This is a genomic window from Streptomyces sp. Je 1-332, from assembly GCF_040730185.1.
Classification (GTDB): Bacteria; Actinomycetota; Actinomycetes; order Streptomycetales; family Streptomycetaceae; genus Streptomyces.
Genome location: NZ_CP160402.1, coordinates 8,246,761 through 8,268,399, shown reverse-complemented (window position 1 = coordinate 8,268,399; position 21,639 = coordinate 8,246,761). Strand labels below are relative to the sequence as shown.

Below are 21,639 nucleotides of genomic sequence, written 5' to 3'. Positions count from 1 at the left end.
GGCCAGGGCATGTGTGAGCTGTCGCCTGTGCCGGGATCGACACAGAGGAGCATCCTCTATGAGCTTGTCCTGCGAAGCTGAATAGCGGTTGAAGCGGCAGGGGCGGACTCAAGATCAGGCGGGTTCATCACCGCATCGAGAAGGCATGCGTGGTCGTGGCGGCTGCTGCCGCCCCGCGCCTAGGGTGTCGTGTCGGGTGGTTCCAGGATCGGGTTCCAGGCGAACCGGCCCAAGTTCTCGTCGCCCAGTTCCCATGGGGATTCCAGCAGCAGTTTCCGGGTTGTCCCAAGGTCCGTGGTGACGAAAGCGGGGGCGGGACCGATACGGGTCATCAGGTCACCCCATTCGTGGAGGAAATCCTCGTCCTCGCCGCGCAGTCGGCGCATCGCCGCTTCCACGCAGGCAGGCCATTTCGGCATACCGTAGTGGCGGCTGTTGGTCCCGATGCGGGGAGCGCCGGCAAAGAGGAGGAAGTCGTCTGGCGGCAGTCGCTTCTCGAAGTGCCTGAACATGTCTATGTGCTGTTTCGCCTGTTTCTTGATTCTCCGAGGAATCCCCAGCCGAAGTCCTTCAGAGTCCGCTCGCATCCCGGCCAGACCATGTCCCGGTCCAGGATCAGGTCCTCCAGTGCGTAGAGACGGAACGGGTCATCGGAGCCCAGAACGTCGAACGCCTGCCGGGTGTGCCAGGTGTTGCGGGCGAATATCGTCCCGTCGCGCAATGCCTTGCGCCGGCTGGTGGGTCGAGAGGCGTGCGCGTCCTCGATCGGACCGTTGCGCCAGACGGACAGGACGAGACCGTGGGCCGCCGCCCACCGCAGTCCGTCCTGCGTCCCGAAGACACCCATCTCCTCAAGGCGTTGCCGCGCCCAGTCCGATGTGTCCTGGATGTCCTCGTCCACCGGCTGCCTCTCCCCCCATGGTTCTCCGCACTCCTCGATTCGAATTTTCGGTGTTCCTGTCCAGCCACGCGGCGCAGGTGCCTGCGAGAAGTCAGTCCAGGCCGGGCCCCGGCGCCTGGGTGCCACTTTCTCTCGTAGTCACGCCGTCCGCCGGGCCGCTCTCAGGCGGGCCGGACCGCTGGAAGGCTGCGCTGAGCGCGTGCAGTTCGGCACGGCGAGCCCGTATGAGCTCCTCTGGCTGGCGCAGAGCGGTGTCCAGGAGCCACACGCCACGGCGGAACGGCTGAAAGCCGATGCTCTCCCACAGTGCGGCGACCTTCTTCTTCACATGGCGGCGATATGCCTCGGTGGCCTGCTCACGGTCTTCGGGGTACTCACCCATGGCCGGATAGACCGCGACCGCGCAGCAACCCCCGGACAGACGGCGGATCGCTTCGGCCGCCAGAGCCGGGCCCAGTCCGAAGCCCCTCCACACCTTGTCGAGGCTGACGCGGTCGAGGAGCAGCAGATCGCCGACAGGATGAGTGACCGCTTTCTCGAACGCAGCGCTATAGCCGTCGCGTCCGGATCGGCCCAGGGCAGCGGAAGCAATGACCTCGAGATCGCCGGACTCGGCGTCCGCCGCCTCCCACCGGTTCTCGCCGGTGTAGTCGCGCAGCCTCCACAGAATGAGGTGCCCGACCTCGGTACCCGCAGCCGGAGCGTGGCTGTCCCCGTCCTCCTCGTCGTCCCACTCCTCGTCGCCCGCCTGCCCGTGGGTGACCGCGACGTACCAGGATTCCAGCGTGTCCTCAAAGTCGTAGGGCACCGCAGGGTGTCCGTGACCGTAGTGGAGGTGAAGACGGGCGGGGTCGCCCGGGAGCTCGGTGACCGGCCGTTTGGGCCTCGCTGATGGCATGGCGGAGAGACTAGAAGCGGGCACTGACACCGCACCGGGAAACGGGAGTCCAGGGGGCGGGCGCGGTGAGGCCGGGGGCCGGTCACTGGTAGAGGAAGTCTGTCCAGCACACCTGGAGTCCGGCGACCAGGGGGACGGCGGTGTCCGCTGCCTCTCGGTGGCCGAGGGGCGGAAGAGGGTGTCCGCCGTCGCGTCTTCGTCGACAAGCTCGGCCGCGCCTTCACCACCAACGAGTACGCGGGCCGCTCGCACGCCGTGCCGGGCACTCGCACACGTAGCCCAGCGGGCACGCAACGGGCGGGCGCCCCTGAAATGCGGCAGGGTCCGGATCCTCTAATGGATCCGGACCCTGCTCGGCAGTAGCGGGGACAGGATTTGAACCTGCGACCTCTGGGTTATGAGCCCAGCGAGCTACCGAGCTGCTCCACCCCGCGTCGGTGAAGCCAACCGTACGCCATCCCGCGAGGTCCGCAGACCACCTCCGGCCAGGGGCTATGCAGCGAAGCCGACGTTGGTGCAGTACTCGTACGCTCCGTACTGGGACCCCAGATCAGGCAGGATGTCGTCGGTCCAGGCCGCGTCCAAGCCATGGTGGTCACCGGCCGCCCACGCGCCGACGATCCGGTCCCAGCGGCGCACGTTCATGTGCCGGAAGGGAATGTCGCGCTGCAGCGGGCGGGCGACGCCGGACTGGTTGAGGGGGTGGATCTCCACCCTGGTGCCGCCGTTCGCGTTGAGGCGCTTGAGCAGGTGCCGGGCCACGTTCTGCCGGCGCACCACCCGGTAGGCGTCCTCGATCTTCTTCAGGTTCTTCGCCGAGGGGTGGCGCTTGCCCTCCAGCCACGCCTTCAGCGTGCGGTCGGTCACCATCAGCCCGGCATCCCGGGCGGCCTGACGGGCGTGGTCGGACCTCGTCAGATAGTTCAGGCGCGCCATCAGACCGCGCTTCGCGGTGATGGGGGTGGCGATGCCGCCGGCGAGGTCGTCGAGCTTTTGCCCGACGAGTTCACTTCCCCTGACACCGCTCGCGCCGAACTTTCCGAAGTCATTGTTCCTCTCCGGCATCTACTGCTCCTCCCCCATCGTGTCGGTGCCCGCGGTGTAGAGGTCTTTGACCTTGACCTCGGTAACCCCACGGCCTTCGGGGAAGACACGGCGCCAGTCGCCGATGACGTGGAGTTCGTCGGTGCCCATCGCTCGGACGACGGCGAGTCCTTCGTCGTGGGCTTTGAGCGCCTTCATCCAGAGGTTGGCGAAGGCCTGGGATCGGATGATGTGCATCCAGTCCGGCCGGTACAGCTCCCGGTTGTAGTTCGACTCCCCCATGGTGGAGACGAACTTCGAGTACATCGCCTTCACGTACTCCAGGGTCACCGCGTCGCCGTCGGCGATGGCGGTGTCGCGGGCGTCCTTGAGCGTGATGCGGAACTTCTCCAGCAGGTTCTCCGTCGCCCCCGATGTATAGGACTCGTGGACTTCCGGCGCCTCGCACAGCCCGTGCTTCGGGCTGGACAGGCGCAGCAGGAGACGCAGGGTGGGTTCGGTGACCCATAGGGGCCCGGGTTCGTCGCGCTCGCCGATCGGGTTGGGCAGCACGGCGTCGTACTCCCAGGCGGGTGGGGTGATCAGGTGGACTCCGGCGCGGCGGCCGTCGTGCGGCATGCCGGTGGTGTGCTCGAGCTGCCCGAGCGGCAGATGAGTCTTGAGGGCGGACAGATAGGCGCCGTTGATGTCCAGTGCCGTCACCTCATGAACGCCGGGCGGCAGTTCGGCGCGGGTCCACTTGGGGCGGGCCTCCCAGATCTGGTCCGCGCCCCGGGAGGTCTGCTTCTTCAGGATGTCGGGAATTGCGGGGTGGGCGATCACGTCGTACCGGGCGCCCTTGCGGGTCTCGTCCAGCAAGCGCATCGCGTCCCCGATCGCCTTCTTCAACAGCGCCGCGGTGGCCGCTTCCACATCGCCCTGGTGCTCGGCGAGCGCTCCCTCAACCGCCGCATGGATCAAGCCCACCGGGCCTGACGGCTCCTGGAATGCCCGGCGGGCCGGGCCCTTGGCACGCTCCGACGGCTTCGAGGCGGGGGCGGACCGGTCGGCGACCGGGGCTGGCTGCGCCTCGACTGTGCTGTCCTGGCATTCGGCTGGGTCCAGGTGCTGAGCGAAGCCCTCCACCCGCCGCCCGGCCGGACGCCCGCACAGCACACACGGCTCCGGCACGGTGAGTACCTCGACTTCGTCCCCGCCCTCGGGCTCGGGCTCGGCTGCAGCGGCGGCATCCGCTGCGACGGGCTCGGCCGCAGTGGACTCCGCCGCCGGCTCGATTTCGGGCGTGGTGTCGGCGGCGAGCTTGGCGCTCAACCCGTCCAGGAGGTAGGCGTACTTGACGCGCACCTCGCCGGCCGGATCCCGGCCGGCTTCCCAGGCGCTGACCGTGGAAGGGCTCACCCCGAGGGCGCGGGCCACCTGCGCCTTGGACAGCTGAGCCTGCTCGCGCAAGGCGCGGCGGGCCTGGGCGTCTGGGAGGTCGGTCTGCGGGCCGACAGAGGCGAGGAGCGAGTCGATCGCGTCGAAATCACTCACCGGAACGCTCCCTTCAGATGTAGGTGACGGGGTTGCGAGACAGGTGCGGACTCTTGGTGGCACGGCCGACACGGTCGTCGCCGCGCAGCAGCTCTCCCTGGAGGGCATAGCGGTTACCGTGCTTGGAGATCCCGGTGATCGTCGCCACGGCGAGGACAGTGCCTTCGGCGTTGATGATCTGCACCTCGTCCTGGGACAGCGCGCGGTCGGCGTTGAACTTCCAGATACCGCGGCCGGCCTGCCATGCCTCGTCCTCGCTCATGCCAGAGCGCCATCCGATGGTCGACCGCCCGAGCACGTCGTCCGGACCCGCCTCGCGCTCGGGACCGATCTGGATCTGCAACACCCGTCCGCCTCCCAGAACCTGAACTCTTCAACTTGTCACCAAGTTACCATCCGAGCGTGAAACTTCGCAACAAGTTCGGAAGTACCCAACTCGATTGGCTCCAGCACGACTTCACTGCTCAGCCCCTCGACGCGAAGGAGGCACACGCCATGGCCAAGGCGTCAGCGAAGTACTGCGCGGCATCCGCGCCGGAACCTGCTCCACCTGCCACGAGGTCTCGGCCAGCTTGGACTTGGCGATCTTCTTGATCTCGCGCCGCTCGGGCAGCGTGAACGTCCTTGGACTGCCGCCTCGGTACCTGGGGTAGAGCGAGTCGAAGTTGTGGATCACGTTGCGGACCCGGCCCGGGCCGGTGAACGTGACCTCATCGATCTTGTCGGCGGGCATGCCCTGCGCGGACAGCGGCACCATACGGGCCCGCCGCGAGGTTCACTACCGACCCGGTACCCCGGCGGATGATCCGCAACAGCCGCGCACCTTCGTCGTTATCGATCTCCGTCGAACCCGTTCAGCCACCAGAACGGCGTCGCCGATGCATGCCGCCCGGACCTGAACCCAGACGGCGAGTCACGGCCCCTTGTTTTCGCGGTGAAGGTGCCCGGACCACGTTCCGGCGAGGCTGCATCAAATACGTGAGCTGCACGGTGTGCAGCAGGCTTCACCACTGCCCGCATGTCACTCGACGCCGCGCCGTGGTCATGGGGCAGCGCGCGGCGGGACTCGTGGTCATGTCATGCCCAAGGATCACGCCCGCAAGAGCAGCGCCCGCCGGCGGGCCGCCCGCACCGGATCCTCCTACACCTCCGCCAACGCCCGCACTGTGCACGAAGATCCCACTCCTACCGTCTGGCTGGCGGGACGGTCCTGGCCGCACGGACTCGAGCAGGTCCTGCGCGACGGCGAACGGCACTGGCGGTGGTGTGCTGGCGTATGTGAGAAACCGCCGCACTCCGCATGACCCCGCCCGACAGTTGACGTGCTGCGCCTACTGCTTCGCCGTGGTGCCGGTGCGGGCCGGTGCCTGGGCGGGCGCGCCACCCGCAGCTTCGACACAGTGCAGGTCGTGGCGCAGAGCACCGCACCGCTGCCGGTACGGCCGGGGTGGGCGCCGGAGACCTTCATGGAAGACTCGGATCTTCCCTTAGAGGAACTGCTGGCCGCCGATGAGCGGTTCGCCGGTGCGGCCGCCCGGCCGGTCATCAAACCCGAGACGATCGTCGTCGACCACGGCTCACCGTTCGTCTCCGCGGACTTCACCCGCTCCTGCAACTGTCTGGACATCGAGGTGCGCGAGGCCCGGCTGCGCACCCCCGTCGACAAGTCGATCGTCGAGCGCGCCATGCTGGCGATCAAGACCGGCTTCAGCCAGCACCTGGCCTCCTACACCCACCACCGTCTGGACCTGCGCGGCGAACAAGTCCGCAAGCAACCGCTGTGGACGATCGCGCAATTGCAGGAGCTGTTCGAGCAGTGGGTGGCGCTGCGCCGGCAGCAGACCCCGCACGGCGCCCTGCGCAGCCCGTTCACCCCGGGGCTGAAGCTCAACCCCGAACCAGATGTATGCGGCGCTGATCTCGCTGCGCGGCTACCGGGCCACGGCGCTGACCGAGAGCGAGAACCGCAAGCTGCTGCCGACCGCGTGGGTGCGCATCGACCGCACGGGCTTCCAGATCAACAACCGCACCTGCAACCCGGACAAGGCAGGCCTGGATCCCTTCCGCGGTACCTCGGGACTCGCGGCATTCCAGGGACGCCGGGAGGTGCACTACTGCCCCAACCACCCCGAGGCCGCCTGGCTGTTCAACCACCGGGTAGCCCCCGACGACGACCCGTGGGTGGAGGCGCCCTTCATCCACCGGCGCCTCCTGCACGACCGGTGGACCGAAGAGAGCTGCAAGGGCTGCAGGTCCATCTCGCCGCCGGCGGACATCGCCGGAACGAGGCCGCCATCGCGCGAGCCACCCATCGCCTGCTGTCCAAAGCAGCCGATGGGCCCGGGCCCGGCGACGCGCCCGCTGCCTCTGCACATGCCCTGCCCTCGCCCCACCGCCGGCCCGTGACACCCAAGGAGCCCTACGCCGTCGGCATGCCGACGCGGACAGACGCGGATCGGTGGGAAAGGGTCCCAGACCTTGGCGGCCTGGAACTGGTGCGGGCTCATCCGCTGGAGTGTGCCGGTGTGGGGCATGCCGTCTTCGCCGGTGTTCCTCACCAGGAACCACAGCTCGATACCCAGATCTGCCGGTGAACGGCCCGGGAAACTCATGACAGGCCGCTTCCCTCTCGCCCAGGAAACGGGCCAAAGCCGATACTGAGCACGCCCGTACCCATGCCCGATCTGCAGCCGGGCTGGGCGTAGTAACGGCCCAGGGCGTACAGAAAGCATTCACCGGCGATGGGACACATCTCGTCACGGGCATGCAAGCCGAAATAGGACGGGCTCCGAGCGTTGGTCTCCGTCGACGCCGGCAGATGGTGCTGCGCTCCAGGCGGGCCACGGAAATGGGGCCGGCGTTTTCCGGAGGGCGTGGCCGCGGCCGTGCAACTGCCGGACGCGACCGCGCGGGACGGCGTCATGTGACCTGTGCGGGTGGCCCAGCCCCAGGGTGTCTCAGGTGGCGCACCTGTGTAGACAAGAGGCGTTCGCCGCCGATGGTTCAGGGAGCCGAAGCAGGAACAGGGCCGTGCGGCCGTCAGCGTGGCACAGATAACCTGCGCGAATGAAGCGCATCCAGCGGGCCGCTGGCGCGGTCGTCGGCTCAGCGGTGGGTGACGCCCTGGGCGGCCCCTTCGAGTTCGGCCCCCAGGGAGCGTTTTCCGCACGGTTTCCCGCGCCTGGTTCCGGTGACGAGATGTGCGGAGGCGGTGGCTGGGACCCCGGCGAAGCCACGGACGACACACAGATGGCCGTCCTGGTCGCGGAGTCCCTGCTGGAGCAGGGCGGACTGGATCAGCCCTCGCTGATCACTCCGGAACAACGGGCAGACTGCACGCAGTTCGAGCCGGTCATGGACAAGATCTACGTCCCGCGCGCGGGACGCGGCCGTCCCCGTCGCACGCCGGACAGGGGGAGCGCCGACAAGGCGTACAGCAACCGCGAAAACCGCGCCTACCTCCACACACGCGGCATCCCGCACCTGATCTTGGAGAAGCAGAACCACAAAGCCACCCACCTGCCCCGGAGCACACGCGGCGGACGACCCCCGGGCCTCGACAAAGACCGGCACAAACACCGATACAAAGAACACAACACTGCGCAACGAGCCCCCGGCAACCGGAAACAGTTCAGAACCGCGGCCACCCACAATGACAAGCGCGGATACCTCTACCCCGGCACCGCCACCCCCGCCACACCCCACACCCGGCCCCGTTCCTGATCGGACGGACACCCCCTCGTCCACGACACCCAAGACCACGCCCGCCCCTCAACTACACCCCCACCCAACAACATCAGCCCAGAGCCACCGTCGTGATGTGGCTCAGCACGCACAGCCAGCGGCCGTTCCGGTTCACGAACACATCGGTCGTCCACTCGTCGGCGTCGAAGCGTTGGCCCATGTAGTGGGCCGTGTTCGTCACCCTCCCTGTGAAGACGGCGGTATCCCCGTAGACCCGGATCCTCGGCTGACTGATGCTGGTCATTGCCGAATGGGTCAACTCTCCGGATTCGACAAGGGAAAGAAACTGCTCCTTGGCGGAGACGCCTGCCGCGGAGACGATGACCCACTCATCGGCAATGAAGCTACCAATCCGGGTGGCGTCGTTGGAGACGATGGCATTCGCCCAGTCCTTCGCGAGGGCGATGAGCCGGGTGTGGACAGGGTCATCCTCGGGGCCCTTCCGCGGTGTACCAGCGATATCGCCCATCATTCGAATCTAGTGGGGACCAGCGGCTGCAGATGTCTGCCACGCCGACGACCAGCACCCCACCCGCCGCCGAAGACGGGGCGAACGTTGCCTGCTATGGCACTAGTTCAGCGTGGGCTCGGACATGTCTTGGTCCCGCTCCTGGTGTTCCGGAGCGGCCTGCTCGTCTTGGCGTTCGGCGGCGCGGGTCTGCTGCTTGCAGGCGCCGCACAGGTGTCGGTAAGTATCCCGGGGGCATCCCACCCGGTGGGCGCGGTCGCCTTCCACCGTTCGTCAGTGAACTGCGCGCCGTAGCCAGCGCACACCGGCCGGCCCCTTTCCCGCTCGGCCTTCTGCTGCTCGGCCGCGCGGCGCAACGGCTCCCGATACTCCCGTTTGCCGGCCTCACGTTCGGTCCGGCGGCGTGCGTCGGCAGGCTCACGGCGGGGATTGCTGAACGCTTCAAGGGCCTGTTGCGAAAGTGCTGGTCACAGCCACTCGTTGACGGTGGCAACCAGCATGCTCGCGTGATGGTGGACTGTGAACCGCCCCATCATGCCGTGCAGCCATGCCGGATGGCGGAGACACTGGCGCAGTGAACCAGCTTCAGGAGATCGCGGGATTGGCCGGTGGTGTGCTGGGCGGGGATCTCATCGGCGCCTGCCTTCACGGATCTTCCGTGCTGGGAGGCCTCAGACCAGCCAGCGACCTGGACGTACTGCTCATCTCCCGGAGGTCGATGACCGAGCGGGAACGACGGGCGCTTCTCGGTGGCCTGCTCGGGATCTCCGGCTCCCAGAACAAGACCCGCCCGGTCGAGCTCACCGTGGTCGTCCAGGCCGAGGTCCAGCCATGGCGATACCCTCCGAACTGCGACTTCCTGTACGGCGAGTGGCTGCGCGCCGAGTACGAGGCCGGGAAGGTCCCCCGGCCGGAGCCGATGCCCGATCCGGCCCTACTGATCACGATGGCGCTGCCCGGCGACTACCCCCTCGCCGGCCCGCGGCCGACACAGATCCTCGACCCCGTTCCGCAATCCGATCTGGTCCGGGCAAGCGTGGCGGGCATCCCCGACCTGCTCGACCACCTGGACGGCGACACCCGCGCGTCCTGCTGACCTTCGCGCGCATCTGGACCACGCTCGCCACCGGCCAGATCAGGCCGAAGGATGATGCCGCAGACTGGGCCCTCGCCCAGCTCCCTCCCGAACACCGCCCAGCTCTCGAGCACGCCAGGCAGCTCTACCTCAACTGCCACTACTCCGACGAAAGCTGGAACGAGACGTTGCAGGCACAAATCCGTCCGCTCGTGGACCACATGCTCGCCGAGATCGACCGGTCGGGCACCCGGAGCCAGCGGACCATGGACTGAGCGACGGCGAAGGCCCGTGCCAGACAAGTTCTGGGGGAAATTGAGGGGGCGCTTCCCTCCGGCCTGGATGAGGGTTACCAGGCCCCGGGAGCGGAATCACCGCCAGGCCGGTCACGCACACACAGGGTGTCAGGAGGTGTGGCGGCGGATGCGGATCGGGCCGCGGGCCTTGTCAGGGTCGACGCGGCGGCCGCCCTGGGTGATGTCCACCTCCCCCGCCGTGACCAGGTTCCGGGCCGCGCGGCGGGCCGGCTCCATGAGCGCGCGCCAGCCGTCGTCGTCCCCTTCGTACACCGCACGCGCGGCATCTGACGGGCAGATCGTGGCGTCGGCGGCGCGGTGGTCGAGGAGCTCCAGGATGGCTCGTTCCAAGCGGCGTTCGGTCTTCTGCCGTTCTGTGCCCGTCACCGCGCCAGTGTCACCCCGGTGCGAGGCCGTCACGGCCACCGGCGGCCCTGCCACTCCCCCCATCCACCAGGACGGAGCAGGCAGACTTCCGCGGCGAGGGTCTTGCCAACGCCGGCAGGACCGTGAAGGCACGCTATCGCCCTGACGTCGAACGTGTCCGCGATGTTCCCCCCGGCTGCCAGGAGCGCCCAGGTGGTGACGAACGCGGCGTCCGCGAGCTGGGTGTAGTAGTCCGTTTCCCGTAGCGGCAGTTGGCTCGTCATCCTTTCTCTTCCCGGGTGGCGATGCGCAGGGAGACTGGGGTGTTCCAGCCGTCGGGGGGCGGGGCGGGCGGGACGAGGTCTGGCAGGGCCAAGGCGGCCATGTCGCTGACGGTGGCCATCGTGAGCTCCTGGTCAGCTTCGGCCGCGGTAACGGCGCCAAGGCGCTGTGGGGGCGTGGGAGCGGTGGCCGAGATGAAGCGCGACCGGCGCAAGGCCTCGGCCTTCTTGGCGTCCTCGCGCAGGCGGCGGGCCCGCGCAGTGCGGATGCGGCACAGCTCATCGAGCTGTCGGGGGTCGCGGCGTCGGCGAGGTGCGCGGTGCGCAGGTGGCGGCCGGCCTGGTCGCAGATCCCGATCTCGTGGTCGTGGTGGGGCACGTGCCGGATCCGGACGCTGCGCCCTGCCTGGCCGGCCGGCCAGCCACGCGCCGCGCCGACGTAGTCCCGGCCCCGCCCGCACACCCCGTGGCTGGTCAGCTTCCGCACCCAGCCGTCGTTTACCGGAGACGCTGTGGCGCAGCCCGAGGAGGATCACGTCTTGGTCGGTCAGGGTGATCCCGGAGGACTCGCTGTATCCGCCGCGGGCGGCGGACTGCAAGTTCTCCCATGTGCGGACGGCAGACTGGTTGGCTTGGTGAACCGGGCGGCGTTGGTGGCGTCCAGAACGGTGTCGGCAGCGGTGAGGTGGCTGATCACGCCGCGGATCCAGCGAGGTTCCAGGGCCCGTACCCACTGGTCCATCTGCTGGAGGCCGAGAAGCGGGTCGATGCGCTCGACACGACGCTCGCAGGCATGGTCCGTTCAGGGTACGCAGACGTGGCCAAGGAAGCGGCAGACGCCGTGGAGAAGAAGACCAAGGAGAGCGAGCGGAGCCGGCCGGAGGCGTGCGAGGCGCTCTCAAAGGACGACTACACCGCGCTGCTCATGGCCAAGGTGATCGATGGTCTGGGCTGGACAGGTGAAGGTGGGAAGTTCGACAAGCTCAAAATGGTGGAGGGCTTGGACTAGGGCCTGTGGGTCGAGCTCGGGGCGCGATGTCAGTGGGCTGAGTTACGTTCGCTGGTCATGGACTCGGAATCTCTGCTGCAGCACCTGAGTGACGAACTCGACGCGTTCCGCGGATGCCTTGACGGTGATCTGGCTGTGCCCATCGAGCACTGCGGCGAGTGGACGCTCCATGATCTGGCTGAGCACCTGGGCAGCTCAAATCTGTGGGCGGCAGCCGCGGTTACCGATCATCACGGCACGTACAAGGCCGCCCCGGCACCGCGTGGCCCTGGAGAGCTGGCGCGGTGGTTCGAGGAGAGTTCCACGACTTTGCTCAAGGCGCTCGACACCGACCCGAGTGCCAACGCCTGGACTTTCCATCCGCCGCACACAGTTGGCTTCTGGCAGCGACGCCGCGCACTGGAGGCGCTCATTCACCGTTGGGATGCCGAGAACGCCCTGGGCATCACGCGAACGCTCGACCCGATCCTGGCCGGCGAAGGCGTGGCCGAGGTCTTCGACACGATGGCACCACGGCAGATGGCGCGTGGACGAGCGCAACCTCCGCAGCACGCCCTGCGCCTGCACGCGACGGACACCGGGACATCCTGGATGTACGGCCCCGGCACTGCCGTGGCCACACTCTCCGCGACAGCGGAAGAACTCGTGCTGCTCCTGTGGGGGCGGATGCGCAGTTCGGACGCCGCCTTTCGCTGGACCGGCGATCAAGAGACCGGGCTGCGCATCCTGGCCGGCACGTTGACACCCTGACGCCGCTCAGGAGAGAAACCAAAGGCGGACTGCCGCGACGGTGACCCGTGCCAAGTTCGACGAGCTCTCGATCAGGCGCCTTCAGCAAGGACGTCGAGCCTCACCGTTCAGTAGTTTGCGGCGTCTGCGCTTCGCGCGGTTACCGTCGGCAGGCTTCGCAAAGGGATCAGACAGGCCAGGCGGCTCGATAGTCGAAGATCAACTGCGGCTAGGGTGTGCGCATGTCACGTGTACGCGTCGCCCTCATCACCGCCCTCGCCGGGACGGCTCTGCTCACCGCCTGCTCTTCGGACAGCAACAAGGCGGATACCGGTGATCAGGCGGACAAGCAGGAGGCTACTCCCGCCCCGAAAGACAAGCCGATCAAGGATCTCTCCCAGGCCCACCTCACGCAGGCACTGCTGGGCGACGGCGAAGCCCTTACCGGCTACTCCCTGCACGGGGACAAGTCGGTGACGGAGGGGCAGTACTGCAACGCCTCGCCGGACGCGGACTCCGCGCCAGCGGGCTGGGTCCGTGGCAGCGACTCCTCATACGAGTACAACGGCTCCACGGTCAACATGGCGCACGTGACGATCTGTCTCTTCGACTCGGCTGATGCCGCCCACAGTCAGTTTGAGAAATGGAAGGGCACCAAGTCGAGCGAGCAGCACGCCCCCAAGAAGCCCATTGGCGACGAGAACACGCTGATGATGGTCAGCAACGATTCCGTCTACGGGTACGTCCGCTCGGGCAATGCCAGCATTCGGGTCCGAATCGAAGGCGGCGCTGCGGGAGACCCCTCGGGGACGCAGGCCATGCTCGCCGCGACACTCGAGCGCCTCCAGCAGCTCCAGGACGGCAAGCCTGCGACGGTAACGGCCGCAGATGTACAGGCCGCCACACGTCAGTAGTCTCGCCGGGTCTGAGGAAACTGCTGGTAGAAAGCACTGTTATCGAACACACCGACGCGCCGTCGGCGTGACAAGCGTTACGGACAGCAGGCATGCCCGGCCTGCTGGACCTCTCGCAACGCCTGTGCCCTGACTGGGTACGGACGCGCTACGGGCGATCCCGCCCCGATCAGAGAGACTGTCCTGGCGATGACACCGTCAGCCGGAATCAGGAATGCCACACGATCACGTAGCAGTCCCTCTGCCCCACGGCGAGTTCGCCAACCATCCGGCACACGCCTTGCTGTTGCGGCTGAAGCACCCCTGCAGGAGGGGTTCGGAGGAAGATCCGGCCTAGTGTGCAGACTGTCGAGCCACAGCTGTGCCAGGTCGAGCGCGCGGCCAAGATCGGCGAGGGTGAACTGCGCGCGGCTGCCTCGTCGAGCAGCCTGGTTGAGCGCCTGGTTGAGAAGAGTATTGACCTCACGGGCCGCGTGACAGCGGCCAATTCGGATCCCCCATGTACCGTCAGTTGCGGCGTTGCTCTGCGTATCCACCACCTAGGTATCTTGAACCCCCCGACGCCAGGAGAAGCCTTGAAGCCGAAAACCGTCGTCGTCTCGCTTCCGGTCGCCGACCTGGACAGCTCCCTGCGCTTCTACCGGGATGGACTGGGGCTGTCCACGGCAGCCGTCGACGTTGACGCCATCCTCTTCGAGCTGCCGAACCTGTCGCTGTTCCTGATCCAGCGCGGGGAGTACGCGACGTACCTCGACCGTGCCGGCGTTGCCATTCCCCACGCTGCCGTGCCGGGCGCGTGCGTCATTTCCTGCGCCATCGGCAGCAGGGCGGAGGTCGACGACATCCTCGCCCGAGTCGGCACGGCGGGTGGGGCGGTACCCGAGGCCGCGGGCACCTATGACGGGGCTTACATAGGCTACTTCACCGACCCTGACGGGCACCTGTGGGAGCTGGTGTTCAACGCCCAGACACAGTCAGCTGCGACACCGGAGTGATCCCGCAACGCCCGGTAAATCGGTTGCCTACCGACACGCCTCACCCAGCAGCACAGTCAGCTCGTCGCCAAACGTCCGGCGATCACTATGCGTCATCCCTGTCGGCCAGATAACTCCCCACTTACTGACCGTCGGTGGGGAATCTCAACTGGCCACGGACAGCCGAGCGATGCGCAGCTGCTTCAACCTGCGCGGCGACTATGCCCCTGGATCTCCCAGCAGGGAGGTCTCCCAGATGCAGCAGCGCTTGGCCCTGCCAACGCTCGTCGACATGGAACGGCATGAAGTCGACTACGACGGGCAGGCAGCAGTCCTCGAACAGGCCGCTTTGATCCACTGCCCATCACGTCGCATCGCAATGAGCGCCACCCGGCGGTGACTTGCTCGGCACATTCATCCGTCCCTACCTTTCTGCACAAACGTGAGCACGCCGACACGTCGCAGACAGACGTCGTCCTCGAGAAGATCGCCCGCAGGCCCACGTCGCGGGGCGGACGAGGCCCCCGGGGCACGCTCAAGGTGCCCTACACGGCCGGTTGAGAAGCGCCTTGCACCGGTCAGCAGACCGTGAACCAGACCCATGAGGACGCGCAGCCTGCCCGGCGTCGGCCCAAGAGACGAACCTTGCCCTCCGGTGGGTGGATCTGCCGAACCGTCAAGGAGCAGACGCTAAGGCGGTTACAACACGGCACTTCCGGCCGCGGGCGAAGGTGCTGGGCCCTAACTCCCTCTAAGCTGCGGATGGTTGAAGGTTCCCCGATCTCTCCCTCTCTGCGAAACTCGGACCACGTCACGTGCCTGCTGTCCACCAACGATGTGTGCTTCCCGTGCCATTCCGTCCGATGTTTCCAGGGGGATCTGTCCATGAAGCGTTCCGTGCCCACCCGCCTCAATGCCGGCGCGTCCGCTGTCGCTCTACTCGTATCCGGACTGGGCCTTGGCCTGGCTACCGCCGGGCCGGCGAGCGCGGCGACTTGCTATGGCGGAGCGGTCAAGTTCACCAAGCACATCGACCACAGTTACAGCGATATGTATAAAACGTCCTCGGCCTGCAGCGACATCAACCTGAAGGTCGTCCACCCCGCAAGCGTCCAGGTCCGCGTGTGCTTCTACACGGCAGCAGGCAATCCCAACTACTGCCAGTCCAACTACAGGACAGCCAACGCGAACATCTGGAGGGCCGTCGCGATCGACGTCAAGGACAACGTGAACTACCGCTACCAGTTCTCGAACAGCTCCTCCGTGACGGCTTACACTGCCGACTGAACCCGGCTGCCCCGCGTGCCTGTCTCCAGCCCGCGCCCTCATCCGGGCCGGAGGCGGACACGCGGCGCCGGCCCAGTACCAGCAAGACCCCCGAGGCCGTCAGCCCGCGTCAGCAGACCGCAGCGATCTCCCTCGCACTGGGCGAGACGTCACCTCCGGGGAACTGACCCGCGAACAGGCCCACGCCCATGGCGCAGTTCATGCCGGCTGCGCCCCTGGGAAACCTGGAACGCGACCCGATCCATTGCAGTGAACGACGAGTACCCGTACGGCTGTTCATCCTCAGCGTGAGCGGGGCGACGGAGTGCATAGCGCCACAAACTGGGAACCTGGGAACAGGTAAGGCGACGCGTCATCACCGATCGGAGGCCCATGCCGCACAAGGAAGAAGCCAGCCCTGCCGCCCTCCTGCCCCTGCTGCGCACCTGTGTCGGCCGGCTACGCTCGACCGCGGCGACGCTGTCGGACGAGGACGTGAAGGCCCCCTCCCTGCTGCCCGGCTGGACCCGCGCCCACGTCTTGACGCACCTCGCCCGCAGCGCCGACTCGCGCACCCGGCTGCTCACCTCAGCCCGTACGGGCACCGACCTGCCGCAGTACGCCAGCGATGATCAGCGCGAACGGGAAATCGAGGAGGGCGCCGGACGGTCCGCCGATGCCCTCCTCGACGACATGGACACCGCGCTGCACCGCTTCCTCTCCGCAGCCGACGACCACCCCCCACACGCCTGGGACGTGCCGGTGCGCTGGCTCGGGGCCGGTCTGCGGCCGGTGCGCGGGGCCGTCGCCAGCATGCTGCGCGAGGTGGAAGTGCACCACACCGACCTGGACGCCGGCCACACTCCGGCCCGTTGGCCCGCCTCCTTCACCGCCCGCGAACTGGATGCGACCACCGCGAAACTGCGCACCAACCCCCACACGCCGCCCATGACGTTGCGCGCCGACGAGGACCAAGTCCCGCGGGTACTCGGCGACGGGCCAGGGCCGCGTGTGAACGGCCCAGCAGCCGAACTGCTGGGCTGGCTCACCAGGCGGACCGACGGCCACATGCTGAGCGTCGAACCGCGAGGCCCTCTGCCGGCGCTGCCGACCTGGCGAAGCTGACCGATCGTGGCTCGCCCCAACCGGGCCGGGACGGAGCTGACCATGACCGCCACCCATCCCGACCGAGCCAGCGGCAGGAACCCGGAAATCATCGCGGTACTCGGCGCGTTCGTGCTCAACGGCGCGCTGCTCGGCTCGTGGGCCCCTCGGGTGCCGGCATTGGCCGCGCAGATCGGTGCGGAGGAGGGTGCGCTGGGACTGTCCCTGCTCGGTGCCAGCGTAGGGATGATCGCCTCTTCGATTCTCGCCGGTCGACTCTGCGCGGCGTTTGGTGCTCGTATCGTGATGGCGGTGTCCGGCGTTGCCGGGTCCGCGATGCTTCCGGTACTGGGGCTGGCGAGGTCGCCCGCGATGCTCGGCCTGCTGCTGGTCGTACTCGGCGTCATGGTCGGCGGGATGGACGTGGCAATGAACGTGGCCGGCGTGACCGCGACCCGGCGAGCCGGACGGTCGATCATGCCGCTTTTTCACGCAGCCTTCAGTTTCGGCACGCTGGCCGGTTCAGTCAGCGCTGCGGTCGCGGCCTGGCAAGGACTGGCACCCAGCCGTCATTTCGTCATCGTCGCGGTGGTCTGCGGCGGTGTCACCATCGGCATCGTCCGCTGGATTCCCGTGGAGAAACGACTGAGAGTGTCCGCTGAGGTCGGGCACGCCGAGCAAGCCCCTTTCAGGCGACCGGCGCTGTGGCTGCTCGGCGGCGTGGCACTGTGTGCCTCGATAGCCGAAGGAGCGACGGCGGACTGGTCAGCACTGTTCGGTGTGCAGGAACGCGGTCTCAGCGAGGCCACCGGTGCCCTGATCTACTCGTGCTTCTCGACCACCATGGCGTGCACCCGCTTGTGCGGTGAGGCGATCCAGCGTCGCTGGGGCGCACCGCACATGCTTATCGGGGGTGCCGCGATCGGCGGGCTCGGGCTGGTCACCGCAGTCATGGCGCCGTCACCGGCCCTGACCTTCGCCGGCTTCGCTGTCGCTGGTGTCGGTCTCGCGTACGCCTCCCCCGTCGTCATCGAGTTGAGCGGAGCTGCCGGGCGGCGGCCCGACGGGGGCGGCGGCGAACGCGAGGTCGCGTTTGCGACAACCATTGCCTACAGCGGGTTCTTACTCGGCCCTCCGATGGTGGGCGGCGTCGCCGAGCTGACCAGCCTGCCGGTCGCGCTTGGCGCTGTCGCCGTGCTCGTATTGTTGATCGGCCCGCTGACTCTGGCCGCCGGTACCTTCCGGCGCCGGGAGCTGTCGCGGGCCGAGGAGTCAGCGGCGAACCCGGTCCAGCAACGCGCGCGCCCTTCGCGACGACGGCACCGTAAACGACGGCCTGTACCGAGGGCGACGCGGCGGCATCCGTCATGAGCGACACCTACCCGGGGCCCAAGCGCCACCACCGGCCGGCCGGCCGGCGGGAGCGGACCGACCTCGCCGGTGAGCCGGTCATTGCACCACTGCAGGGCCTCGCCCACCGTGTCGAAGCCGCCCTCGCGCAGAGAAGGCCGCCCGGTACGGGCGCACTCTGATCAAGATCGACCGGGTCGAGCCCACCAGCCAGGTGTGCTCGCAGTGCGGCGTCAAGGACGGCCCAAACCGTTGCACGTCCGCGCATGGACGTGCCAAGCATGCGGGGCCGCCTTCGATCGGGATATCACTGCGGCCATCAACGTCGCAAAGGCCGCCGGACTGGCGGTATCAGCCTGCGGAGCGCGGGTGAGAACGGGACTCCTCCCGGCACAGCGCGATGAAACAGGAACCCATCCGAAGCCGCGCCGGCCAACGCCGCGGCAGGCGGAAATCGCCCCCCCCTTAAGGTAGGCGAGGATTTCAAGCGTGCAGGGCACGCCACTCCACCTCGTCGAGCGACACCTGCTCCGGGTCCTCCCACAGCAAACAACCGAGTGCGATGCCAGGTTGATGGTCCGCAGTGATCAGCGGCCCCGTCCCCTCCTCAAGAGCCTCTGACACAGCCGTGAGGTACACGGCGATGGAGCTGAACTCAGGAGCGACGGAATCAAGTGGTGCCGTCCCATCGTCAGGGAAACGCATCACCTGCCCTGTACCTGCGTCGACGCCGAACCCGACCTCACCGTCTCCGGGCGCGGCCCAAGGAGCCCAGCCGGGCCGCGGTGCACCGTGCAGGGCAACAGCGGGCAGGCCGAGCATGCGGTCCAAGGGAAGCCATTCGCACCCTTCCGGCAGCCATGCCGCCGGATTCACCTCGCCCTCCTCGTCCCCCTCGACCTCGAACCCTTCGCCACCGTCATGCAGTTCGAGCAAGAACCGAAGATCGGCGTGTATAGGCACGTACTCATCTGCCTGGGTGAGGTCGACATCCGATGCCGGCGCCCTCAGGGAGCGGTAAGACCCGGGGGCATTCTGCGCGAGCCAATTCTCGACACGGCGCCACGCCTGCACGACTTCCATACTCATGATCGGAATCATATTGACCGAGCACGTCTCGAGGCCGCGCGGATCAACGCACCCGCCCCCTCCTGAGAGAACGCGGTTGACATCCGGCTGAGGTAGCCAGACGACGTACAGGAGCTCCAGAGGGCGGGAAGAAGCTACTTGGCGGCCGGCGGACAGCGAAGACCCGGGGATTTCATCAGCGCAGTTGCATGGGTGTGCCCACAAGCAAGCAGTGCGTGTGCAGCCGATTCCCCGCCGCTGTCCGCCCCTGGTCAGCGGCGGGCCGGACGGGCGCAGCGTACGTTCCCGGAGGTGATCGCGTCCCGGGGCAGGGCGAGGCCGAAGGCCCGTTCCAGGCCTTCGAAGAACAGCGCGATGTTGTCCCTCCAGTTGCCTGCCTTCTCCGCGATGCGGAGGTGGAGGTTGAGGAAGGACAGCGGCGCTTCCGGGGCGAACGGCGCCTTGCCCGGGGTGTACCAGATGAGTTCATACATGTCCCGCCGGTCTGTGGCACCGTCCTCGATCGGGAAGGGGTTCTGGTACGCACCGTCCTCGAAGTAGCTGAAGTCGTAGATGGCCTTGGCCATGGTCGCGCTGAGCGTGATCTGCTGCTCGGGTGGCGGCTCGAGGGAACGCGAGAAGGCATGGTCGAAGTCGTGGTAGCCCAGCCACGTCCAGCCGTTCTCCTCCCCGAAGGCCAGCACGCGAGTGAGGTTGTCGGTACCCTCCCGCGCGTCTTGCTCCTCGACCTGGCGGAGCAGCAGCCCGTCGGCGACGTCCTGCGCGTCGGCCCCGTAGGCGAGGGCCACATCCTCGGCGGTCGGTCCCTTGATGAACACGATTTCCGTGAAGGGTTCTTGGTTCCGCCAACTGCTGGCGATCCACGCCACGCCGTCGCCCACCGGGCCCTGGCGGGCGAGGAACTCCTCGAACGCGTCCGCCTGCTTCGGGGGCATGTAGCTCTGGCGGGCCGTGCGCGCCCTGTCCTCCAGCCAGTCGATCTCCTCCACCGACCTCAGCTCGGCCACGACCACCCGGTCTCGTACGAAGGTCATCCTCCCCCCGTCAGCGTGCACGTAGCGGATGTACGGGCCCTGCGGGTCCGGGCCGAACGGGTGCCCCTGCCCCGATCTGGATCTGGGCCGGTGCCGCGCGCCGCTGGGGGCTCGTTGGGCGAAGTGTTCCAGCTCGGCGAGTTCGGCCGCGGGGAGGAGCACACTCGTCGGCTCGCCGCCATCGATGATGCACATCCGCTCGCCGGTCTCCTCGACGCGGCCGATCAGACTCGCGAAGTCCGCTATGGCATCGCTTAGTTCAACGTGGTCCATGCGAGGGGACATTACGTGTGGCGAGGCGGCGGCCGGGCCGAGGGGTACGGTGCCCTGGACGGCACATCCACCCGGTCCACCTGAGGAACCCCCATAGAGGCTTCTTGGTAGAGGCCAGTGGGCAGCCTGTCGCGGTCGTGTAGGAGCGGGAAGAAGACCCGCTGTCGGTACAGGCCGCTGTCCGAGTCGGGCTCGGCGCCGGTGCTCAGGGCGTGAGTAGCCGACCACGCGTGCGTCGTAGAGGCAAGGCGGTAGCCATTCCACCGACAGAGCCCGCATTTGTATGTGTGGTGCTGCACCCGGTCGTGGTCCGCGTAGGCAACCGCGGCTGACGCTTCGCCATGTCCTGCTGGCAAACCCACTGCCGCCACCCCACCAACTCACAACAGGCGTGCGCCGACCTCTGCGCAGATTCGGTGAGCCAGCACGCTCCAACCCACTCGAGCCAACCTGCACAGCCCCAGGTCAGACCGGTGGCGCCTGCGCAGGATCGCTGACCCTCGACAAGCGACGACAATCATCACGCCCTACGGCCATATCGTCCACCTGCCCCCCCCTGTTGGCGCAGTAGGACTCGCACCGGCGCCCGGCCCCACCAGAAGCGTAGCCAGCAACATGCAGCATCGGCGACCGATCCGCCGAGAAGATCGCGCTACAGGCGCCGTCGACCGCGCTTCCGGAAAGTTGGGGAGCCTCAGCCCTTCCCCGACTCCCCGGTCTATGCCGTCATGCTTACGGAGCTGCCGTTGCGCTAGGGGCCCCGGATGAGTGGCCTTCATCCTCCAGCGCTGTACGTGCCGCCTCGGTGAAGAAGTCCAGGCGCCGTTCGAAGCGGTGCTTCTCGTGAACAGGTGTCCCTTGCGGCGGTGTACGACGTCGTTTCTGAAGGACCTGACGTCGTCGGCGAACGCGCCTTCCGCCTTCACCACCGGGTCCGGCCCCGCGATTGCGACGGTCGAGCGGCGCTTGCGGATGTTCTCCCAGAGACCTTCGAATTGCTCGTGGAACTCCCTCTCCTGCCTCTACAGCGCATCCGAGTTCGCCTATGCCTCCACCTACAACTCCGGCGGCATGCACATCGGCACAGGAGGCATGAACGAGGTCGACACCGGCAACGACCGCATACGGACCTATGCCCCCCGGGTAGAGCAGGGCGAATGGCACCTGTACGACGATGTCCGCACGGTAGCCGCTCCGACCTGGAAGGAGAAGTGCGGCCGCTGCGCCATGTCCGGCTGAATCAACCCCACTTCGATGGATGGAGCGTTCAGCGGAGGCTTCTCGGGCAAG

General features: G+C 67.5%; 23 protein-coding genes, 1 tRNA gene and 5 pseudogenes. 14 read left to right on the top strand and 15 right to left on the bottom strand.

The annotated features are described in order from the left end of the window. Positions 1 to 179: 179 nt before the first annotated feature. From ABXJ52_RS37525 to ABXJ52_RS37485, 9 genes and pseudogenes are all read right to left on the bottom strand, one after another. Positions 180 to 512 (bottom strand): hypothetical protein, encoded by a 333-nt coding sequence (locus ABXJ52_RS37525; protein ID WP_367038153.1) that lies wholly within the window; start codon positions 510 to 512, stop codon positions 180 to 182. A gap of 2 nt (positions 513 to 514) precedes the next feature. Then, positions 515 to 901, bottom strand: coding sequence for a hypothetical protein (locus tag ABXJ52_RS37520; protein ID WP_367038155.1), 387 nt, complete (start codon positions 899 to 901; stop codon positions 515 to 517). Between the two features lie 91 nt (positions 902 to 992). Beyond that, positions 993 to 1,709, bottom strand: coding sequence for a hypothetical protein (locus tag ABXJ52_RS37515; protein WP_367038157.1), 717 nt, complete (start codon positions 1,707 to 1,709; stop codon positions 993 to 995). Positions 1,710 to 2,159: 450 nt separating this feature from the next. Beyond that, positions 2,160 to 2,233, bottom strand: a tRNA-Met gene (locus tag ABXJ52_RS37510). A 58-nt stretch (positions 2,234 to 2,291) separates the two neighbouring features. Beyond that, positions 2,292 to 2,864, bottom strand: a complete 573-nt coding sequence (locus ABXJ52_RS37505) for a helix-turn-helix transcriptional regulator (protein ID WP_367038159.1) — start codon at positions 2,862 to 2,864, stop codon at positions 2,292 to 2,294. Beyond that, positions 2,865 to 4,376 carry a helix-turn-helix transcriptional regulator gene (locus ABXJ52_RS37500; RefSeq protein WP_367038161.1) on the bottom strand — a complete coding sequence of 504 codons (1,512 nt, stop codon included), beginning with the start codon at positions 4,374 to 4,376 and terminating at the stop codon, positions 2,865 to 2,867. It abuts the gene before it with no gap. Between the two features lie 13 nt (positions 4,377 to 4,389). Continuing rightward, positions 4,390 to 4,722, bottom strand: coding sequence for a hypothetical protein (locus ABXJ52_RS37495; protein WP_367038163.1), 333 nt, complete (start codon positions 4,720 to 4,722; stop codon positions 4,390 to 4,392). Between the two features lie 216 nt (positions 4,723 to 4,938). Further along, positions 4,939 to 5,238: pseudogene (locus ABXJ52_RS37490) on the bottom strand (IS630 family transposase); the annotation flags it as partial. Positions 5,239 to 5,953: 715 nt separating this feature from the next. Beyond that, positions 5,954 to 6,226 carry a hypothetical protein gene (locus tag ABXJ52_RS37485; RefSeq protein ID WP_367038165.1) on the bottom strand — a complete coding sequence of 91 codons (273 nt, stop codon included), beginning with the start codon at positions 6,224 to 6,226 and terminating at the stop codon, positions 5,954 to 5,956. 52 nt (positions 6,227 to 6,278) lie between these two features. Between ABXJ52_RS37485 and ABXJ52_RS37480 the strand changes: the two genes are divergently transcribed. Both ABXJ52_RS37480 and ABXJ52_RS37475 read left to right on the top strand, forming a co-directional pair. Next, positions 6,279 to 6,782, top strand: coding sequence for a hypothetical protein (locus ABXJ52_RS37480; RefSeq protein WP_367038167.1), 504 nt, complete (start codon positions 6,279 to 6,281; stop codon positions 6,780 to 6,782). 660 nt (positions 6,783 to 7,442) lie between these two features. Further along, a pseudogene (locus ABXJ52_RS37475) lies at positions 7,443 to 7,673 on the top strand (ADP-ribosylglycohydrolase family protein); the annotation flags it as partial. Between the two features lie 499 nt (positions 7,674 to 8,172). Here the strand turns inward: ABXJ52_RS37475 and ABXJ52_RS37470 are convergent. Beyond that, positions 8,173 to 8,589: a nuclear transport factor 2 family protein gene (locus tag ABXJ52_RS37470; RefSeq protein ID WP_367048700.1), complete on the bottom strand. Its 417-nt coding sequence runs from the start codon at positions 8,587 to 8,589 to the stop codon at positions 8,173 to 8,175. A 574-nt stretch (positions 8,590 to 9,163) separates the two neighbouring features. On the opposite strand from ABXJ52_RS37470, the pseudogene ABXJ52_RS37465 reads away from it, so the two are divergent. Beyond that, positions 9,164 to 9,939: pseudogene (locus ABXJ52_RS37465) on the top strand (aminoglycoside adenylyltransferase domain-containing protein). Positions 9,940 to 10,068: 129 nt separating this feature from the next. On the opposite strand, the gene ABXJ52_RS37460 reads toward ABXJ52_RS37465, so the two are convergent. Both ABXJ52_RS37460 and ABXJ52_RS37455 read right to left on the bottom strand, forming a co-directional pair. After that, a complete protein-coding gene (locus tag ABXJ52_RS37460; RefSeq protein ID WP_367048699.1) occupies positions 10,069 to 10,347 on the bottom strand; it encodes a DUF3253 domain-containing protein in 279 nt (92 codons plus the stop codon). Between the two features lie 29 nt (positions 10,348 to 10,376). Further along, a complete protein-coding gene (locus ABXJ52_RS37455) occupies positions 10,377 to 10,610 on the bottom strand; it encodes a hypothetical protein (protein ID WP_367048697.1) in 234 nt (77 codons plus the stop codon). 682 nt (positions 10,611 to 11,292) lie between these two features. Here ABXJ52_RS37455 and ABXJ52_RS37450 point away from each other — a divergent pair. From ABXJ52_RS37450 to ABXJ52_RS37410, 9 genes and pseudogenes are all read left to right on the top strand, one after another. After that, positions 11,293 to 11,616 carry a hypothetical protein gene (locus ABXJ52_RS37450; protein ID WP_367048695.1) on the top strand — a complete coding sequence of 108 codons (324 nt, stop codon included), beginning with the start codon at positions 11,293 to 11,295 and terminating at the stop codon, positions 11,614 to 11,616. Between the two features lie 57 nt (positions 11,617 to 11,673). After that, positions 11,674 to 12,366 carry a maleylpyruvate isomerase family mycothiol-dependent enzyme gene (locus tag ABXJ52_RS37445; RefSeq protein ID WP_367048691.1) on the top strand — a complete coding sequence of 231 codons (693 nt, stop codon included), beginning with the start codon at positions 11,674 to 11,676 and terminating at the stop codon, positions 12,364 to 12,366. A 221-nt stretch (positions 12,367 to 12,587) separates the two neighbouring features. Then, entirely contained in the window at positions 12,588 to 13,259 is a 672-nt protein-coding gene (locus ABXJ52_RS37440; protein ID WP_367048689.1) for a hypothetical protein, read from the top strand. 338 nt (positions 13,260 to 13,597) lie between these two features. Beyond that, positions 13,598 to 14,254: a VOC family protein gene (locus tag ABXJ52_RS37435; protein ID WP_367048687.1), complete on the top strand. Its 657-nt coding sequence runs from the start codon at positions 13,598 to 13,600 to the stop codon at positions 14,252 to 14,254. Positions 14,255 to 14,489: 235 nt separating this feature from the next. After that, positions 14,490 to 14,633, top strand: a complete 144-nt coding sequence (locus ABXJ52_RS37430; RefSeq protein ID WP_367048685.1) for a hypothetical protein — start codon at positions 14,490 to 14,492, stop codon at positions 14,631 to 14,633. Positions 14,634 to 15,118: 485 nt separating this feature from the next. Further along, the gene (locus tag ABXJ52_RS37425; RefSeq protein ID WP_367048683.1) at positions 15,119 to 15,520 is read left to right on the top strand and encodes a hypothetical protein; all 402 of its coding nucleotides are present in this window, start codon (positions 15,119 to 15,121) and stop codon (positions 15,518 to 15,520) included. A gap of 372 nt (positions 15,521 to 15,892) precedes the next feature. Continuing rightward, complete coding sequence (locus tag ABXJ52_RS37420; protein ID WP_367048681.1) at positions 15,893 to 16,624, top strand: maleylpyruvate isomerase family mycothiol-dependent enzyme; 732 nt, start codon at positions 15,893 to 15,895, stop codon at positions 16,622 to 16,624. Positions 16,625 to 16,666: 42 nt separating this feature from the next. After that, positions 16,667 to 17,974, top strand: a complete 1,308-nt coding sequence (locus ABXJ52_RS37415; RefSeq protein WP_367048679.1) for an MFS transporter — start codon at positions 16,667 to 16,669, stop codon at positions 17,972 to 17,974. Positions 17,975 to 18,107: 133 nt separating this feature from the next. After that, positions 18,108 to 18,427: pseudogene (locus ABXJ52_RS37410) on the top strand (zinc ribbon domain-containing protein); the annotation flags it as partial. A 9-nt stretch (positions 18,428 to 18,436) separates the two neighbouring features. Here ABXJ52_RS37410 and ABXJ52_RS37405 read toward each other — a convergent pair. From ABXJ52_RS37405 to ABXJ52_RS37395, 3 genes are all read right to left on the bottom strand, one after another. After that, positions 18,437 to 19,042 (bottom strand): hypothetical protein, encoded by a 606-nt coding sequence (locus tag ABXJ52_RS37405; RefSeq protein WP_367048677.1) that lies wholly within the window; start codon positions 19,040 to 19,042, stop codon positions 18,437 to 18,439. 251 nt (positions 19,043 to 19,293) lie between these two features. After that, positions 19,294 to 20,349 (bottom strand): type II toxin-antitoxin system Phd/YefM family antitoxin, encoded by a 1,056-nt coding sequence (locus tag ABXJ52_RS37400; RefSeq protein WP_367048675.1) that lies wholly within the window; start codon positions 20,347 to 20,349, stop codon positions 19,294 to 19,296. Between the two features lie 11 nt (positions 20,350 to 20,360). Beyond that, positions 20,361 to 20,648 (bottom strand): DUF6009 family protein, encoded by a 288-nt coding sequence (locus ABXJ52_RS37395; RefSeq protein ID WP_367048673.1) that lies wholly within the window; start codon positions 20,646 to 20,648, stop codon positions 20,361 to 20,363. A 375-nt stretch (positions 20,649 to 21,023) separates the two neighbouring features. Between ABXJ52_RS37395 and ABXJ52_RS37390 the strand changes: the two are divergent. Together ABXJ52_RS37390 and ABXJ52_RS37385 are read left to right on the top strand one after the other, a co-directional pair. Beyond that, a pseudogene (locus ABXJ52_RS37390) lies at positions 21,024 to 21,104 on the top strand (GNAT family N-acetyltransferase); the annotation flags it as partial. Positions 21,105 to 21,117: 13 nt separating this feature from the next. Continuing rightward, positions 21,118 to 21,588 (top strand): hypothetical protein, encoded by a 471-nt coding sequence (locus ABXJ52_RS37385; RefSeq protein WP_367048672.1) that lies wholly within the window; start codon positions 21,118 to 21,120, stop codon positions 21,586 to 21,588. Positions 21,589 to 21,639: the final 51 nt, after the last annotated feature.

Bases quoted from the DNA above. Each gene is read 5' to 3' on its own strand.
- ABXJ52_RS37430 (WP_367048685.1), top strand. From the start codon at position 14,490: ATGCAGCAGCGCTTGGCCCTGCCAACGCTCGTCGACATGGAACGGCAT.
- ABXJ52_RS37480 (WP_367038167.1), top strand. From the start codon at position 6,279: ATGTATGCGGCGCTGATCTCGCTGCGCGGCTACCGGGCCACGGCGCTG.
- ABXJ52_RS37440 (WP_367048689.1), top strand. From the start codon at position 12,588: ATGTCACGTGTACGCGTCGCCCTCATCACCGCCCTCGCCGGGACGGCT.
- ABXJ52_RS37455 (WP_367048697.1), bottom strand. From the start codon at position 10,610: ATGACGAGCCAACTGCCGCTACGGGAAACGGACTACTACACCCAGCTC.
- ABXJ52_RS37415 (WP_367048679.1), top strand. From the start codon at position 16,667: ATGACCGCCACCCATCCCGACCGAGCCAGCGGCAGGAACCCGGAAATC.
- ABXJ52_RS37420 (WP_367048681.1), top strand. From the start codon at position 15,893: ATGCCGCACAAGGAAGAAGCCAGCCCTGCCGCCCTCCTGCCCCTGCTG.
- ABXJ52_RS37425 (WP_367048683.1), top strand. From the start codon at position 15,119: ATGAAGCGTTCCGTGCCCACCCGCCTCAATGCCGGCGCGTCCGCTGTC.
- ABXJ52_RS37505 (WP_367038159.1), bottom strand. From the start codon at position 2,864: ATGCCGGAGAGGAACAATGACTTCGGAAAGTTCGGCGCGAGCGGTGTC.
- ABXJ52_RS37405 (WP_367048677.1), bottom strand. From the start codon at position 19,042: ATGAGTATGGAAGTCGTGCAGGCGTGGCGCCGTGTCGAGAATTGGCTC.
- ABXJ52_RS37445 (WP_367048691.1), top strand. From the start codon at position 11,674: ATGGACTCGGAATCTCTGCTGCAGCACCTGAGTGACGAACTCGACGCG.
- ABXJ52_RS37400 (WP_367048675.1), bottom strand. From the start codon at position 20,349: ATGGACCACGTTGAACTAAGCGATGCCATAGCGGACTTCGCGAGTCTG.
- ABXJ52_RS37525 (WP_367038153.1), bottom strand. From the start codon at position 512: ATGTTCAGGCACTTCGAGAAGCGACTGCCGCCAGACGACTTCCTCCTC.
- ABXJ52_RS37470 (WP_367048700.1), bottom strand. From the start codon at position 8,589: ATGGGCGATATCGCTGGTACACCGCGGAAGGGCCCCGAGGATGACCCT.